We start from the raw sequence: 16,953 nt of genomic DNA on the forward strand, positions 1-16,953 counted from the left end.
GGTTAAGAGCTTTTCGCCTCAACCGAGGCGCGCATTCTACGCTTTCCTCAGAACCTGTCAAGCGTTTATTTTGAAGTTTTTTACCACCGCTTTCTTTCGAAAGCTAACAACTTCAACAACTTACCGCTTGCCCCGAAGCGTTCATCGCTGCGAGGAGGCGAATAATACGCGCTTTGAAATCAGAGTCAACACCTTGTTCTGAAAAACTTTTCCATTAACGTTTTGCCGCTAACCGGCAACTAATGAAAGCGCCGTGGATCTGTAAAGAAACACACCACGGAGCGTAGCGGCCATGAGCAATGGGCAAAGCGAGAAAACCCCCGGCCTCTCTGCAGATGAAGAGCAGGAGGTCAGCCACAGCCAACCGCCGCGGGCGGCTGTGCTGCACGAAATCATTCGCTACCAGGGCGACCAGGAACTGGAACGTACACTTGCCGCGTTGTGGTGGTCGGCACTTGCCGCCGGCCTGTCCATGGGGCTGTCGTTGATGGCCATGGGGCTATTCTACGCCCGCCTGCCAGAAGGCGATGGTGCCCAGGTGGTCGCCAGCATCGGCTACAGTGCGGGCTTTCTTGCCGTGATCCTGGCACGCCAGCAACTGTTCACCGAAAATACGCTCACCGCCGTGCTGCCCGTCATGACCGCCCCTACGCTGGCCAACTTCGGACGACTGCTACGCCTCTGGGGCGTGGTGTTGTTTGGCAACCTGGCAGGCACCCTGCTGGTAGCCTGGGTGATGCTGGAACTGCCGATCTTCGACAGCAAGACCGATGTGGCATTCCTGGAGGTCGGTCGCAAGGTAATGAAGAACGACATCAGCCAGATGTTCGCCAAGGGCATAGTCTCAGGCTGGATGATTGCCACCATGGTCTGGATGATCCCTTCAATGGAGCACGCCAAGATCTGGATCATTCTGATGATCACCTACCTGATGGCCCTTGGCGATTTCACTCATATAGTGGTGGGGTCAGTCGAAGTGTCCTACCTGGTGTGGGCTGGCGACGAAACCTGGAGCCGTTTCTGGCTGGAATTTGCACTGCCGACGCTGGCGGGCAACATCATCGGTGGCAGTTTCATCTTCGCCTTGATCAGCCATGCGCAAGTGCGCAGTGACAGTGGCAAACCACCCTCGCGACTTCTGAACGACGACCAGCCCCAGTCCGCGCGCAGCAGACATGAGCCAAAATGATACTCAGCGTGCCGCTACGGTGAGCTCATGCCCCTGGCCTGCTTACTCATGGGCCAGGGCTACACATCCGTTCTGCCCGCCATGCGGTGACTCCAGGTTGCCCCGCTCTCGTCCGCGGCGCGCTCAGTCGCACCTGAGCCTGGTTATCGACTGCCCACCACAGTGATCGAATCAACCGTGAATTGGCTTGTAAGGTCATTTCTCGCCGATGTAACACTGTTCAACAATATTCATCCGAATTATGCGATGAACGGTACACCGGCAGAAGAAGATCAGCATTATGGACAATCGCATCGGCAAAGGGCTTTCATTCGTCAAGCGCATCTACCTGCCGCGGGTCATTGGCCTGGGAATCGGCCTGTTCACTGTCATGGCGGCGATTGCGCCGCTGTCGCCCCCCTCCTGGACATGGCTGCTAGTACTGTTCAATGGTTTGCTGTGGCCGCACGTGGCCTACCAGTGGGCTGCCCGCTCGGCAACGCCTTACCAGGCGGAACAGCGCAACCTTCTGCTGGACTCGCTGATGGGCGGGTTCTGGACTGCCGCCATGCACTTCAACCCGCTGCCCAGCGTGACCGTGCTGTCGATGATGACGATGAACAACGTCGCCGCCGGCGGCAAGCGCATGGTCTTTCGCGGAGCGCTGGCGCAACTGGCTGGCATGCTCGCCGCCATCCTGCTGCTAGGCCCTGGCTTGCAATTGATCGCCACGCCCCTGCAGGTCTATGCGTGCCTGCCCATGCTGGCGCTGTACCCACTGGCCTTGGGCTGGGTGTGCTACCAGCTTGCGATCAAGCTGGGCGACCACAAGCGCCGGCTGAGCGCCCTGAGCCTCACCGACAGCCTGACCGGGCTGTTCAACCATGGCGCCTGGAAGGACCTGCTGCAGCTCAAGTTCCAGGCGTGCAAGCAGCGACAGGAGCACGCGGTGATTGCCCTGATCGACATCGATCACTTCAAGACCATCAACGACACCTTTGGCCATGTGGTCGGCGACTGTGTACTGCGCCAGCTCAGCGCTGAGCTGCGGCGCAGTTTGCGCGAGGGCGACCAGGCCGGGCGTTACGGCGGCGACGAATTCTGCGTGATCCTGCCTGAAATCAGTGAAGCCCAGGCCTGCCAAGTCATGGAGCGTCTGCGCGAGCGGGTTTCCAGCTACCGCAACCCACAGTTACCGCACCTGCGCATCAGCCTGAGTATCGGCCTGTCACCCTTCGAGGCCAACCTCGAGTCCCCCGAACACTGGCTCGAACAGGCAGACAAGGCGCTGTACATCGCCAAGCACGCTGGCCGCGATCAGGTCAATTTTGCCCGCAGTGAAGCTGCCGCGCTCAGGCTGGCCTATTCTGATTGAACCTCCTTCCTGACTGCCTGGCGGGAGGTTGCCTGAAGGAGCCGCTCGCGCATGGCCAGGACCGCCAAGCTTCCACCCGCTAGCCCCACACCGCGCTTTCAGGTGCGCCACCTCATTGCCGGTTTCAGCGCAGTGTTCGGCCTGGCTTGCCTGGTCATTCTCGGCGCTCTGTTCAATATCGCCAGTACACTCGACCAACAGGAGCGCCAGCGTAGCGCCTTCCATGCGAACCAGGCGCTGGAACAACGGCTGCTCGCCTCGCGCCAGTTTCTGTCCAGCTATGCCGTATGGGATGCAGCCTTCGAGCACTTGTCGGGCCAAGCCGACTGGCAATGGGCCTACGAGGAAAAAAACATAGGCGAGTCGCTGTACAGCGCCAGCGGCTACGAAGGGGTGTTCGTAGTGGAAAACGACCGCACCACCTATGCCTTGTTCAAAGGCCAGCCCAGCCAGGCAGGTGCCAACACCTATATAGACACACCGCTGCAACCGATCATCGAACAAGCCCGCGCAGCGGCAGTTTCACGCGAGCAAATCACCCGTTTCGTGCTGTTCAATGGCTGGCCGGCCGCACTCAGTGCAGCAGCCGTGCGCCCGGACCGGGAGGTTACCGACAGCGAGGTGAGCCAAGCGCCAGTGATGCTGTTCATTGACCAGCTCACCGAAAGCAAACTGGCGCAGTTGGGCAACGGCGCCGGCCTGACGGGCATGCACGTGGAAAAGGAGGATATGCAGGATCACAGCCACCTGCGCATCGACCTGGGCAACACCGGCTACCATCTGACCTGGAACAGCCCACTGCCGGGGCGTCAGATGCTGCGGGCAGTATTGCCAGCACTGTTGTGCGCACTACTGATACTTGGCCTGGTGATGCTGTACCTGTTCCGTCATGCCTTGCGCAGCTCCCGGGCAATCGGCCTCACGCTCGTGCATCTGCAACAAAGCAACCAGGCCCTGGAGGCCAGCGAGCAGCGTTTCCGCGCGGTGGCCGAGTCGGCATCCGACTGGATCTGGGAAACCGACCGGCAACAACGCCTGACCTACCTGTCGCAACGCTTCGCCAACGTCACCGGCTACCCGGTAGACGGCTGGCTGGGCCACCCGCTCAACCAGTTGCTGGCCTGCGATACCACGCCGCTGTCACCTTGGCTCGACGCCCTGGCAACCGCCGACCCGCAGCAACTGGCCAACCTGCGCTGCACTTACCGCGACCAGAATGGCCAAAACCGCTACTGCCGGATATCCGCCCGCGCTATCTGGCGCGATGGCAAGGCCATCGGTTTTCGGGGTACCGCCAGCGATATCACCGACGAAGTCGACGCCCACGCGCGCATCCAGCATCTTTCGCTGCACGACCCACTGACCGGGCTGGCCAACCGCAACAAACTCGCCCGGCACCTGGAGCAGGCCTTGTTGCGCGGCAGTGACTCGCCGCCGCTGACCTTGTTGCTGCTGGACCTGGACAACTTCAAGCCGATCAACGACTCGCTCGGTCATGCCGCCGGAGATGCCGTGCTGCAAGAAGTGGCAACGCGCCTGCGCGACACCACCCGCGATGGCGACCTGGTCGCGCGTCTGGGCGGCGACGAGTTCATCCTGGTACTCAGCGGCATGGACAACAGCAGCGAGATCGACCGCTTCTGTGCGCGCCTGATCGGCCTGCTGCAGCAACCCATCGTCTTCGAAAGCCAGCCGCTGCACATCGGTGCCAGCATTGGCGTTGCCCAGACGCGTAACCAGGGCTTCGATGCAGGTGAGCTGATCCGCTGCGCCGACATCGCCCTGTACCAGGCCAAGGCCGATGGAAAGAACACATGGCGCTATTTCGTTGCCGAAATGAACCAGCAGATCCAGTACCGCCGCCAGCTGGAGAACGACCTGCGCCGGGCCCTGCGCAATGAGGAGTTCGAGTTGCATTACCAGCCGCGCTACCGCCTCGACGACCTGCGTATCGTCGCGGTCGAGGCCTTGGTGCGCTGGCGGCATCCACAGGAAGGGTTACTGGGGCCGGACACCTTCATTCCGTTGGCCGAGCAGAGCGACATCATTGTTGCGCTGGGCCGCTGGGTGCTTCGCGAAGCTTGCCGCACTGCCCATGACTGGCCAGCCGACGTGCTGGTTTCGGTCAACCTGTCGCCTGCGCAGTTCTTGCGCAGCGATGTGGTAGCCGACGTGCGCGAAATTTTGCTCGACACGGCCTTCCCCGCCCAGCGGTTGGAACTGGAGATTACCGAGAACGTGATGCTCAACGACATCGAGGGCGCGCTAGGCACCATGCTGTCGCTCAAGGAGCTAGGGGTGCGCCTGAACATGGATGATTTCGGCACCGGCTATTCGTCGTTGGGCTACCTGCGTACTTACCCGTTCGACAGCATCAAGATCGACAAACGCTTCATCAGCGGCCTGAACAACAACGGCGGCAGCGACCGCGCTGTGGTCCAGGCCATCATCAACCTGGGTGAGGCGATGGGGCTGACAGTGACAGCCGAAGGCGTGGAAAGCGAACATCAACTCAAGGCGCTGGAAAACGATCGCTGCCATGAAGTGCAAGGCTATTACCTGAGCATGCCCCTGGACAGTGCCGGATTGGCGGCGTTGTTGCACCAAACCTCCCAAAGCACTGCACAGCCCTTGTAGACGCGGCCTTGCTCCTAAACAGACTGGGTGTGCTGCTGCAGGCTGCGCTGCGCCACGATTTCGGGCAGATCACAGCGGCGCAGGTAGGCGCGCAGCGGTTCACCAATGTTCAAGCGGTCATCCACATGCTGATCCAGCAACAGCGACAGCCGTTCGCGGCACAACGCCATGCGCTGCCCTTGCTCGGGCCGCCAGACAAACTCGCTGCAGGGGGTGATACTGGCGTCGGCCACGTCCATGCCGAACGCGTCCTCGGAGAAACGCACGATATGAACACCGCGCTTGCCGTGAAAACCGACAAAGCCCTTTAGCTGATCGGCGGCGTTGCAGATATCCTGGGAAGTGATGGCCATGACGTAACCTCGCAATGAAATCGGAAGATACGCACGCCTGGCGGAAGAAGGGTTGCCTCTGTCGGGCAACTCACAGCGGCAGCCTAACGCAACTGGCGGGCCGTTCGCCAAATTTTTTCGTGCCTGCCCAACGTCGTCGACGACCTCAAGCTGTACTGCCTTCACCACACGACCCGGCTGTACCGCTTCGAACGTTACATTTCTGTCTATTGAGGCAGCACCATCACTGCGGGTCGCGGTCCTCGTGCACTTGCACACTCGCCGTCATCCCCGCACTCAAGGTCAGCCCTTCCGGCACCTGATCCAGGCGGATCCTCACCGGTATGCGCTGGGCCAGTCGCACCCAGTTGAAGGTGGGCTCTACCTCCGGCAGCAACTGGCTGTCCGGGTTGCTGTTGCGGTCGGTGATGCCGCGGCTGATGCTCTCCACGTGCCCCTGCATCGGTTCACCCGTGCCCATCAGCCACACCTTCACGGTGTCCCCAACGCGAATGCGCGGCAGCTTGGTTTCCTCGAAATAGGCCTGGATGTAGAACGTCGAATCATCCACCAGCGCCATCACCGATTCCCCGGTGTTCACATAATTGCCTTCGGCCAGACGCAGATTGGTGATATGCCCGCTGCGCGGTGCCCGCACCTCACTGCGCGCGAGGTTGATCCTGGCCACCTGCAACTGCGCCTCGGCCTCATGCAACTCGCCACGCGCGATGGCGGCATTGATCTGGGCGTTTTCACGCAACTCGGCACTGATCGCCTCCGGCCCCAAGGCAGTACGCCGGGCTGCTTCACGCTCGCGCAAGCGCAGTTGCTGGGCGCGGGTCTCGGTCACCGCGCTGGCCTGATCGAACGCGGCCTGGAAGCGCTCGCGGTCAATGCTCATCAACAGGTCGCCAGCCTTGACCTGCTGGTTGTCATGAACCTTGAGTTCGCGAACCCAGCCAGACACATCAGGTGCAATCACCACCACATCGGCGCGCACACGGGCATCGCGCGTCCATGGGGTGAGCATGTAGTACTGCCACAGCTGGTAGCCGGCCAACACGGCCAGGGCCACCACACACAGGGTCACCAGAATACGTACGGCCGCACGCATCGAAACACTCCTTTATAAAGTTCCCAGCAGGCGTACCACCAGGAACAACACACAAACGAACAGCGCCGCATCGAAAAGCGCTTCATGCCAAATCCAGCGCCCCAGCGGTGTGGCATGCACCACCAGGCGCAACAGGCCGGTGAGCAACAGCGCCAACAACACATAAAGCAGAAACGGGCTGAGCAGCACACCGCCCACTTCCCACTCACGCAAACCCATGGGTGTCCTCCTGCCAGCGGCACCATTTGCCCCAGCTTTTCTGCAATTGCAGTACTGCCCCCTCGGCCAGGCGAAGCGGGTCGCTGGCTGGCAGCCGACGCAAGGCTGCAATGAACTGCTCACTGGCAGCATCCAGCCGCTGCCCACGCCCGGCAGCCGGCCCTTTGGCCAGCACTGCCTCCACGTGTTGCAGGTACTCGCGCTCGGCCCGCCCCAAAGGGGCCTGGGCGACCGCCAGGCACATGCGCAGGTGCACCAGTTCGTCGCCGATATCCAGCCCGTGCAGGCCGTCATCCCAGCGTTTGCGTTCGCCTTCCGGTAATTCACTGGCATGCCGCGCCAGTTGCATCAGCCGGTCGGCCATGCGCCCGCCAAACCAGCTGTCAGCCCCGCGCAGGTCGCGCCGGGTCAGGCGCACCAAGTCGTTCTGCGTTGCAGCACGCAAGCGCCGGCCCAGCCAGGCCGGGTGGCGGAACACCAGCAAGCGGAAGGCCATGACCGCTGCCGACACCCCCACCAGCATGGCCAAGGCACTGTTCAACATGGTCGCCACGCCGAACTGCATGGCGTTGAGCGGCGACACCAGCACAATGAAGTGCAGGCAATAGGAAGTGGCCGTAGCCCCGGTACGCGGATGGGCCATGCCCAGTGCACCAAGAAACAGTGGCACGCCCATGCCCAGGCAGAGCATGGCGAAACTGCTCCATTGCGGTAGCATGATCTGCCCGACCAGAAACGCCGCCGGTATCGCCAGGAATATCCCGCGCAGAAAACTCAGGCCGATCTGTGCGCCGTTCTCGCGACTGGCGAACAGGCTGCAGACCACGCAGGTCAGCACCAGGCCACCCGGTGCCGAAGGCCAGGCCGTGGCCAGCCAGAAACCACTCATTACCAGGAAGGCCAGCGCACTGCGCGAGCCGAACAGCAAGGCCAGCGACCAGTCTCGGTGCACGGCCAGCCCCTGGGACACGTCCTTGGGCGCCCTGCCCGCCTCCACATCCTCAAGTGCCTGGCTGGCGGCCATGGCATAGTCCAATAGCAGGGCCATGCGCGCCAGGCAGAAGTGCTCCGCCGAACTGATCTGCTCGTCGTGTGCGGCATCCCAGATACGCTGACGCAACAACAACAGGCTGGGCTGGTCGGGTTGGTCGAGCAGCGTACGCACTTCCTGCAACCAAGGCGTCAGGTGCTCGACCTCACACTCATCCAGTTGCCGCCACTGGCGGCGCACCGAACGGGAAATACGCAACAGCACCAGCAGTTTCTGGCTAAGGCCACGAATGGCACGGGCACGTTGTCGCCCGCGATTGCCCTCGAACCAGGCATGCTCACGTTGGCTGTCGATGGCAACGATGCGTCCCAGGCTTTCCAGCAGGCCTTTGCGCGCCTCGTCCTCTCCGCCCAGCATGGCGCTGGCGGCCTGCAGGCCGTTCTGCCAGGCCTGCCGTGCCTGCCCGCCCAGTTGCTGCTCGACCCGCATGGGCCAGAGCAAGGCACTGCTGGCTGTTGCACAGAAAATACCCAGGCAGATCTCGGTACAGCGCGCCACGGCCTGGTCGAATACCTGCAGGGGGTGGTCAATGGCCGGCAAGGCAATGATCGCTGCGGTGTAGCCGGCCAGCACGAAAGCATAGGCCCAAGCGCTGCGCAACTGGGTGGACGCGGCGGTACACAGGGCCAGCCACAGCGCCAAGGCAAGCAGGAACAGCCCGGGGGTCTGGGCGAACAGGCCGATGAACAGCACTGACATGACTGTGCCGACCAACGTGCCGGCCAACCGCGCCAAGCCTTTCTGCACCACCATGCCCGATAGCGGCTGGGCGACGATGAAAGCAGTCATCAATGCCCAGGAGGGTTGCTCCAGCCCCCAGCGCATCGCCAGCCACAACGCCAGGCCGCCACCGAGCAGGGTCTTGATGGCAAACTTGAGGGCGAGGCTGTTGGGCGCGAACAGGGCCTGAAAGGTGATGGGCACGAGGCGGACCTTGCGGGGAAAAGTCTTGCTGAAAAGATAGACAATGATGAGCAGAATAAAGCGGAAACGATTAATTAGCTAGCTAATCATGTATATGCGATTGGCCTGTACCGAGAGGGACAGCTCAGGCAATAAAAAATGCAGGCAAAAAAATGGGCGACCGAAGTCGCCCTAAATGCCTTGCGTGCTCGTGTACCCGGAAGGTCAGCGCGGCTTGCGCTTGTTCGAGTCCTTCCAGATGAAAATGCCCAGACCGGCAAAGAAGGCGACCATCAGCCCGACCGTTACCACACCGGCGATAACCACGTTGTCGAAGAACATGCTGGCCTCCCCATTCGTTTGCCGTTGTCCGATGGGTACACGTTAACCAATGTGGCGGCGGGGAAAATTGATCAGTGTCAATGGTGCCCGAGGCCGGGCACGCGAGGGGGGCGCAGGGTTGACCTGCGTCAAGTTTCAACGCTTCTCAGGTTTGCCCTTGGGCTTCTTTTTCTTGCTGGTACTCAAAGGCAGGGCCTGCTCGAAAGCATTGCGCATTTCGTTCAGCCGCTTTTCCTTGAGGTCGTGGACGCGCTTGGCACGTTCGGCATCGAAATCGATGAGGTTGTCTTGGCTCATGGGTGGGCTCGACGATCAACAGAGACATGCATGATGAAGCCAGGCGCAGGCGCTGACCAGCCCCGTATCAGACTTCGATGTCCACCAGCAGTCCTTGGCGTACATGCTCGCCCATCAATGGCGCTACCGGCACGGTATTGTCGGCATTGACCTCGTCACCCGGGACGGCATCGTAGCGTTCCTGCTCGCCCTTATTGCGGCGTTGCTGCTGGCGGCGCTGTTCATCGCGCAGCAACAATACCTGCTCCTGCGGGTCGCGCTGGCGCTTGAGGTCAATGGCACTTTCGCCGGACGCAGGCTGCGTCGGCACCACCGGCTTGATATCGGGGGTTGGCTTGACCGGGTCCTGTTGCGAGGTGACCGGGGCGGCACTGAGCGGAATGATCGGCGGCAGCATGGACGTTCTCCTATGCCCCCTGTATCGGCAGGCGCAGCTTTACCTTGATGTCATGGACAACATTTACTCGGCTTCGTCACCCGGCTCGTCGTCCACTGGCGGACTGGCCTCGCTCCAGGGCCGCTTGTACACCTGTTGCCAAACCGCATCCATATGATCGCGTAACACCTGCGGCGCGGCTTTCAGCGAAGCGCTGTCCTCGCGCTCACCACCGATCGGTTCCTCGCCCGCCGGGGTGATCAGCGACTGGCCGGTAATGGTGTAACTGGCCTGCCCTTCACGCATCTCGATGGCGATGTCATGCGGGTCGATACCGCCGCCGCAGAACGCATGGCTGGCCACCGTTATCTCGGCCACCCCATTCTTGTTCAGGTCGCTCACATCACTGACGTCATTATAGAAGTCCACGTCCAGGTCCAGCCCCGGGCAGGTCGTTTCCTGCTCGACCTGCCAACGCGCCTTGAAGGTGTCGTTCTCGGCCGTGCGCCCGTACAAGGTGGCCTTGAGCACCACCTTGTCCACTTCTTGTTCGCTTTCCAGGTCGCTGACCTGGCCATCGCTGCGGCTCAGGACCAGCAGCCCTTCGCCGTCACTGTCACGAAAGTGCACGCTCTTTATCGGCGTCTGCACGCCCAGTACCTCAAGCTGCTCCATCGGAATGGGGGGCAAAGTCTCAAAGTTTTTCTGCTCGCAGGCGCTCAGCAGCACCAGGCTGCCCACGGCCATCGAAGCGCTGATCCAGCGGTGCTTGGCAGACATGTTGATCCGGGGCCCTCATCGGCGGCGCTGTGCAGGGCGATGAAACGACTAGACTATGCCTTTCGATACCTTTCGGTGCTCTCGGCACTTTGGTCTGACCGGCCGATCCGTTAACATAATCGGCTTTTTCATCGCGGGAGTTCAGGCAGTATGGCGCAGCAGTATCAACCGGGGCAACGCTGGATCAGCGACAGCGAAGCAGAGCTCGGCCTGGGTACCATCCTGGCGCAGGATGGCCGCCTGTTGACCGTGCTCTACCCGGCCACTGGCGACACCCGCCAGTATTCCCTGCGCAATGCGCCGCTGACCCGCGTGCGCTTCTCGCCAGGTGACCAGATCACCCACTTCGAAGGCTGGAAGCTGACCGTACGCGAAGTCGAGGACATCGACGGGCTGATGGTCTACCACGGCCTGGACGGGCAGAACCAGCCTCGCACCCTGCCCGAAACCCAGTTGTCGAACTTCATTCAGTTCCGCCTGGCCAGCGACCGCCTGTTCGCCGGGCAGATAGACCCACTGTCGTGGTTCAGCCTGCGCTACAACACCCTGCAGCACACCAGCAAGCAGATGCAGTCGGCACTGTGGGGGTTGGGCGGCTGCCGCGCACAGCCCATCGCCCACCAACTGCACATTGCCCGCGAAGTCGCCGACCGCAGCGCCCCACGCGTTCTGCTGGCCGACGAAGTGGGCCTGGGCAAAACCATCGAAGCCGGCCTGGTCATTCACCGCCAGCTGCTGTCGGGTCGCGCCAGCCGCGTACTGATCCTGGTGCCGGAAAACCTCCAGCACCAGTGGCTGGTGGAAATGCGCCGGCGCTTCAATCTGCAAGTGGCGCTGTTCGACGCCGAGCGCTTCATCGAAAGCGACGCCAGCAACCCGTTCGAGGATGCCCAACTGGCGTTGGTTGCCCTTGAGTGGCTGGTCGACGACGAAAAGGCCCAGGACGCGCTGTTTGCCGCTGGCTGGGACCTGATGGTCGTCGACGAAGCCCACCACCTGGTCTGGCACGAAGACCAGGTCAGCGCCGAATACGGCCTGGTCGAGCAACTGGCCCAAGTGATTCCGGGCGTACTGCTGCTCACCGCCACCCCCGAGCAGCTGGGCCAGGACAGCCACTTCGCCCGCCTGCGCCTGCTCGACCCCAACCGTTTTCACGACCTGGCCGCTTTCCGCGCCGAAAGCGAGCACTACCGCCCGGTAGCCGAAGCGGTGCAGGAACTGCTCGACGAGGGCCGTCTGTCACCCAAGGCCCACGCCACCATCCTGGGCTTCCTGGGTGCCGAAGGCGAAGCCCTGCTGGCTGCAGTCAGCGACGGCGACACCCAGGCCAGCGCGCGGCTGATTCGCGAGCTGCTGGATCGCCACGGCACCGGACGCGTGCTGTTCCGTAACACCCGTGCGGCGATTCAGGGCTTCCCCGAGCGCCAGTTGCACCCCTACCCGCTGGCCACGCCCGAGCAATACCGCAACCTGCCAGCCGGCGAGCATGCCGAGCTGTACCCGGAAGTTGCCTTCCAGGCCCAGGGTGAAGTGGCCGATGACGAGCGCTGGTGGCGTTTCGACCCACGCGTCGACTGGCTGATCGACACCCTGAAGATGCTCAAGCGCACCAAAGTGCTGGTGATCTGCGCCCACGCCGAAACCGCCATGGACCTGGAGGACGCCCTGCGCGTGCGCTCCGGCATCCCGGCCTCGGTGTTCCATGAAGGCATGAGCATCCTCGAGCGCGACCGCGCCGCTGCCTACTTTGCCGATGAAGAGTTTGGCGCCCAGGTGCTGATCTGCTCGGAAATCGGCAGCGAAGGCCGCAACTTCCAGTTCGCTCATCACCTGGTGATGTTCGACCTGCCAGCGCACCCCGACCTGCTCGAACAGCGCATCGGCCGCCTTGACCGGATTGGTCAGAAGCACACTATCCAGTTGCACATCCCGTACCTGCAAGACAGCCCGCAAGAGCGCCTGTTCCAGTGGTACCACGAAGGGCTCAACGCCTTCCTCAACACCTGCCCCACCGGCAATGCCCTGCAGCACCAGTTCGGCCCACGCCTGCTGCCGCTGTTGGAAGGCGGCGATCACAAGGCCTGGGATACCCTGGTGGCCGACGCCCGCAGCGAGCGCGAGCGCCTGGAAGCCGAACTGCACACTGGCCGTGACCGCCTGCTGGAGCTCAACTCCGGCGGAGCCGGCGAAGGTCAGGCGCTGGTCGAGGCCATTCTCGAACAGGACGACCAGTTCGCCCTGCCGATCTACATGGAAACCCTGTTCGACGCTTTCGGCATCGACAGCGAAGACCATTCCGAGAACGCACTGATCCTCAAACCGAGCGAGAAGATGCTCGATGCCAGCTTCCCGCTGGGCGACGATGAAGGCGTGACCATCACCTATGACCGTGGCCAGGCGCTGTCACGCGAGGACATGCAGTTCCTCACCTGGGAGCACCCGATGGTGCAGGGTGGCATGGATCTGGTGCTGTCAGGCTCGATGGGCAACACCGCCGTGGCGTTGATCAAGAACAAAGCGCTCAAACCAGGCACCGTACTGCTTGAACTGCTGTTCGTCAGCGAGGTGGTGGCACCCCGCAGCCTGCAACTGGGCCGCTACCTGCCGCCGGCGGCACTGCGCTGCCTGCTCGACGCCAATGGCAACGACCTGGCGTCACGCGTGGCCTTCGAAACCCTCAACGACCAGCTCGAGAGCGTACCGCGCGCCAGCGCCAACAAGTTCGTCCAGGCCCAGCGCGATGTGCTGGCCAAGCGTATCAGTGGCGGCGAGGAGAAGATCCTGCCGGCCCACAACGAGCGCGTGGCCGAAGCCCAGCGCCGCCTGACAGCCGAGGCCGACGAAGAGCTGGCGCGCCTGGTGGCATTGCAAGCGGTCAACCCAAGTGTGCGTGACAGCGAAATCGACGCCCTGCGCAAGCGGCGCGAAGATGGCCTGGCAATGCTGGAGAAGGCCGCCCTGCGCCTGGAAGCCATTCGCGTGCTGGTGGCTGGCTAACGCAGGCCCCGCGCCCTTGTGGGAGCGGGCACGCCCGCGAACACCGGCGAAGCCGGTGGCATCCACCGCAGTGGATGCTTCGCGGGCTCGCCCGCTCCCACAGGAAGGCATCAGGGCCCCGAATTTATTCCTCACTGCGATTGGAGTTATAACCAAATCGTAGAAATCATTGTGCCATTAGTCAGGAAGGCTTAAGCACTCCTTCCTATACTGCCTCTGGACAGTCTGCACAGGGTTGTAGCGCAGACGAGTGAAAACTCGATCAAGAGGCATTCCATGGAATGGCTGGGGCTGCAACTGTTCGCCGATCTTCCCGCAACCGGGCGCATCGTCATCGACTGCCGTCATGAACCGCTCTTGGTTCTGCTCGCCTATTTCGTTGCTTGCGCGGCCTGTTTCGCCACCCTCGACATGGCCGAGCGCCAGTCCCACAGCGACGACCCCACCGCCCACCGACAATGGAACATGCTTGGAGCTTGCTGCCTGGCAGGCGGCATATGGGCCATGCACTTCATCAGCATGCTGGCCTTTCGGGCCCCGGTGGACGTGCACTACGACGTATCCCTGACCATTCTTTCGCTGCTCATCGCACTGGGCGTGGCCTGGCTGGCCATGCACAGCCTCGAACGCAGCAAGATGCGCGCGCACCACTTCGTGCTGAGCGCAGGGCTGATCGGCCTGGGCATCATCCTCATGCATTTTGTCGGCATGGCCGCGATGGAAACGGGTGCCCGCCAGTACTACCAAACCGGCTTGCTACTTGCCTCTGCCGCTATTGCCCTGCTCACCGCCCTGACCTCGCTGTACCTGGCCCGCTACTTGCGCAATGGCAGCGGCACCCTGTACCAGGCCATGAAGTACGGCGCCAGCCTGCTGATGGCGGGCGGCATCGTCGCCACTCATTTCACCGCGATGTCGGCCATGACCTTGATCATCCCTGCCGATACCGCACTGCGCCTGCCGTCTGGCGACAACAGCCTGCAGCTGGGACTGGGCATCGGCTTCATCACCCTGCTGATCAGTGGCGCCAGCATCAGCGCCGCACTGGCCGACAAGAAGCTGCAAAGCAAGGAGCACGACCTGCGCCGGGTCAGCGTACTGCTCAGCCAACTGGACCAGGCCCGCGCTTCGCTGCAGCAGGCGGCGCACTATGATGCCCTGACCAACCTGCTCAACCGCCGCGGATTCAACCAGGTGTTCGCTGAGCGCCTGGTCGAAACTCAGGCCAGCGAAAACCGCCTGGCCGTGATGTTTCTCGACATCGACCATTTCAAGCGCATCAACGACAGCCTCGGCCACGACGCCGGTGACGAGCTGCTCAAGGTAATCGCCCACCACATCAAGGCCGCTACCCGCAGCCACGATCTGGTTGCGCGTTTTGGTGGCGACGAGTTCTGTGTGGTCACCAGCCTGAACAGCCGCGACGAAGCCCGCCACCTGGCCCAGCGCATCATGCAACGGATGAAAGACCCCATCGACCTGGGCGGACGGCGCATGGTCATGACCACCAGCATTGGTATAAGTATCTTCCCGGACGATGGCGGCACAGCCGAAGAGTTACTCAAGCATGCCGACCTGGCCCTCTACCAATCCAAGGAGAACGGGCGCAACAGCCTGAACTTCTTTAATGACAGCCTGAAGGCTCGCGCGTCGATCGCCTTGCAACTGGAAGAAGAGCTGCGCCTGGCACTGCTTGAAGAGCGCGGCCTGTGTGTGCACTACCAGCCGATCTTTGACCTGCGCAGTGGGCAAGTGGCCAAACTGGAAGCGCTGGTACGCTGGCAGCATCCTCAACATGGCCTGCTCGGGCCCGACCGTTTTGTCGGCATTGCCGAAGCCAACGGCCTGATCATCGACCTGGACCTGTGGGTGCTGCGCCATGCCTGTGCCGACCTGGCCCACTTGCAGCGCCACGGCTACGGCGAGGTCCAGGTCACGGTCAATTGCTCGGCAGTCACCCTCAGCCACGACGAACTGCCCAACGAAGTTGAAAAGGCGCTGTTCCACGCCGGCCTTGCGCCGCGCCACCTGGAGCTGGAGGTGACCGAAAACGCCTTGGTGGGCGATATCCAGCGCACGGTCAGCCTGCTCAAACGCGTCCGAGCCTTGGGGGTGGCACTTTCGATCGATGACTTTGGTACCGGCTACTCGTCACTGGCCTACCTCAAGCGCCTGCCATTGGATGTGCTGAAGATCGACCGCACCTTTCTGCAGGATGTACCGGGCAGCCAGAAAGACCGCGAGATTGTCCAGGCGATCATCGCCATGGCGCATACGCTGCACCTGCGGGTAGTCAGCGAGGGCGTGGAAACCGCCGAACAGCGGGCGTTCCTCGAAAGCCTTGGCTGCGACTACCTGCAGGGGTACCTGTTGGGGAACCCCGTACCGCTGGCCGAGTTGCGCCCACTGCTGGAGCGGTTGCAGCGCCAGAGCAGCCGGATCACACCTTGTTGCGGTACAGCTCAACCAGGGTCGCCGGATCTTTTTGCAGGTAACCCTGGCTACCGTGCAAGCGCATCAGTTGCGCGGCAAGGCCACTGAGTGGCGTCGCCGAGCCTTGCTCGCGGGAAAACTTGACCGCGCCATCGAGGTCCTTGAGCAGCGTGCGTACGTGCCACTTGATTGGCTCGAAGCGGCTCTCGGCCATTTGCGGCGCAAGAATCTGCAATGGCTTGGAATCGGCAAAGCCACCCGCCAGCGCTTCAGCGATCAGCGTCGCGTCCACGCCCGACTGTTCGGCCAATGCCACCACTTCTGCAATTACCAGGGCATTGCACGCTACGATCATCTGGTTGCACGCCTTGGTCACCTGCCCCGTGCCTACCGCGCCCATATGCGTCACGCGCTGACCAAGCACCTCCAACACCGGGCGTGCACGCTGCAGATCGGCCGCTTCACCGCCCACCATGATCGCCAGCGTGCCCGCTTCGGCACCGGGCGTACCGCCAGAGACAGGTGCATCCAGCCAGGCCATGCCGCACAGTGCTGCCAGTTCGGCAGCCATTTCACGGGTGGCGGTGGGTTCCAGGCTAGAGAAATCGATCAGCAACTGGCCGCTGCGCCCGCCCTGGGCAATGCCTTGCTCGCCAAACACCACCTCACGCACCACCGCCGTGTCGGCCAGGCACAGTAGTACCATGTCGCTGTCACGGCACAATTCGGCCGGGCTGCTGGCCAGGCCCGCGCCAGCAGCGACCAGTGCGGCGCACTTGTCCGGGCTGCGGTTCCATACCGTCAGCGGATAACCCGCTGCCAGCAGGCGGCGGCACATGGGCAGGCCCATCAGGCCGATGCCGGCGAATCCAAGCGAAGGTAGTGCAGTGCTCATCGATAAACTCCTGACTGATTCGAACATTTCCCAG

The 16,953-nt window shown here is 62.4% G+C and carries 14 protein-coding genes; 5 read left to right on the forward strand and 9 right to left on the reverse strand.

Features of this window, described 5'->3' with window-relative positions; all coding sequences use genetic code 11:
- Nucleotides 1-292 precede the first annotated feature (292 nt).
- From ACK59Z_RS11730 to ACK59Z_RS11740, 3 genes are all read left to right on the forward strand, one after another.
- Nucleotides 293-1,189, forward strand: a complete 897-nt coding sequence (locus ACK59Z_RS11730; protein ID WP_014860086.1) for a formate/nitrite transporter family protein — start codon at nt 293-295, stop codon at nt 1,187-1,189.
- Between the two features lie 280 nt (nt 1,190-1,469).
- Nucleotides 1,470-2,543 (forward strand): diguanylate cyclase, encoded by a 1,074-nt coding sequence (locus tag ACK59Z_RS11735; protein WP_108191743.1) that lies wholly within the window; start codon nt 1,470-1,472, stop codon nt 2,541-2,543.
- A gap of 51 nt (nt 2,544-2,594) precedes the next feature.
- Nucleotides 2,595-5,180, forward strand: coding sequence for an EAL domain-containing protein (locus tag ACK59Z_RS11740; protein ID WP_108191744.1), 2,586 nt, complete (start codon nt 2,595-2,597; stop codon nt 5,178-5,180).
- 14 nt (nt 5,181-5,194) lie between these two features.
- Here the strand turns inward: ACK59Z_RS11740 and ACK59Z_RS11745 are convergent, their stop codons facing one another.
- The 8 genes from ACK59Z_RS11745 to ACK59Z_RS11780 all read right to left on the reverse strand — a co-directional run bounded on the left by ACK59Z_RS11745 (nt 5,195) and on the right by ACK59Z_RS11780 (nt 10,594).
- Complete coding sequence (locus ACK59Z_RS11745; protein ID WP_003254855.1) at nt 5,195-5,533, reverse strand: DUF2025 family protein; 339 nt, start codon at nt 5,531-5,533, stop codon at nt 5,195-5,197.
- 223 nt (nt 5,534-5,756) lie between these two features.
- Nucleotides 5,757-6,626, reverse strand: a complete 870-nt coding sequence (locus ACK59Z_RS11750) for an HlyD family secretion protein (RefSeq protein ID WP_003254857.1) — start codon at nt 6,624-6,626, stop codon at nt 5,757-5,759.
- Nucleotides 6,627-6,638: 12 nt separating this feature from the next.
- Nucleotides 6,639-6,845, reverse strand: coding sequence for a DUF1656 domain-containing protein (locus ACK59Z_RS11755; RefSeq protein WP_012051433.1), 207 nt, complete (start codon nt 6,843-6,845; stop codon nt 6,639-6,641).
- A complete protein-coding gene (locus ACK59Z_RS11760) occupies nt 6,832-8,820 on the reverse strand; it encodes an FUSC family protein (RefSeq protein WP_108191745.1) in 1,989 nt (662 codons plus the stop codon). Before ACK59Z_RS11760 ends, ACK59Z_RS11755 begins: the two co-directional genes overlap by 14 nt.
- Nucleotides 8,821-9,024: 204 nt before the next feature.
- A complete protein-coding gene (gene ccoM / locus ACK59Z_RS11765) occupies nt 9,025-9,141 on the reverse strand; it encodes a cytochrome c oxidase subunit CcoM (RefSeq protein ID WP_003254862.1) in 117 nt (38 codons plus the stop codon).
- A gap of 135 nt (nt 9,142-9,276) precedes the next feature.
- A complete protein-coding gene (locus ACK59Z_RS11770) occupies nt 9,277-9,438 on the reverse strand; it encodes a hypothetical protein (protein ID WP_181318790.1) in 162 nt (53 codons plus the stop codon).
- A gap of 67 nt (nt 9,439-9,505) precedes the next feature.
- On the reverse strand, nt 9,506-9,835 hold the full coding sequence (locus ACK59Z_RS11775) for a hypothetical protein (protein WP_003254865.1): 330 nt from the start codon (nt 9,833-9,835) through the stop codon (nt 9,506-9,508).
- Nucleotides 9,836-9,898: 63 nt separating this feature from the next.
- On the reverse strand, nt 9,899-10,594 hold the full coding sequence (locus ACK59Z_RS11780) for a M949_RS01915 family surface polysaccharide biosynthesis protein (RefSeq protein WP_003254866.1): 696 nt from the start codon (nt 10,592-10,594) through the stop codon (nt 9,899-9,901).
- 150 nt (nt 10,595-10,744) lie between these two features.
- Here ACK59Z_RS11780 and rapA point away from each other — a divergent pair, with 150 nt between their 5' ends.
- Nucleotides 10,745-13,591 carry an RNA polymerase-associated protein RapA gene (gene rapA, locus ACK59Z_RS11785; protein WP_003254868.1) on the forward strand — a complete coding sequence of 949 codons (2,847 nt, stop codon included), beginning with the start codon at nt 10,745-10,747 and terminating at the stop codon, nt 13,589-13,591.
- 276 nt (nt 13,592-13,867) lie between these two features.
- On the forward strand, nt 13,868-16,132 hold the full coding sequence (locus tag ACK59Z_RS11790) for a bifunctional diguanylate cyclase/phosphodiesterase (RefSeq protein WP_108191746.1): 2,265 nt from the start codon (nt 13,868-13,870) through the stop codon (nt 16,130-16,132).
- On the opposite strand, the gene ACK59Z_RS11795 is transcribed toward ACK59Z_RS11790, so the two are convergent.
- A complete protein-coding gene (locus ACK59Z_RS11795; protein WP_108191747.1) occupies nt 16,032-16,919 on the reverse strand; it encodes an NAD(P)-dependent oxidoreductase in 888 nt (295 codons plus the stop codon). The genes ACK59Z_RS11790 and ACK59Z_RS11795 overlap by 101 nt on opposite strands.
- Nucleotides 16,920-16,953 lie beyond the last annotated feature (34 nt).

It is taken from the genome of Pseudomonas sp. KCJK9058, assembly GCF_046230975.1.
In the GTDB taxonomy this organism is placed as follows: Bacteria; Pseudomonadota; Gammaproteobacteria; order Pseudomonadales; family Pseudomonadaceae; genus Aquipseudomonas; species Aquipseudomonas alloputida.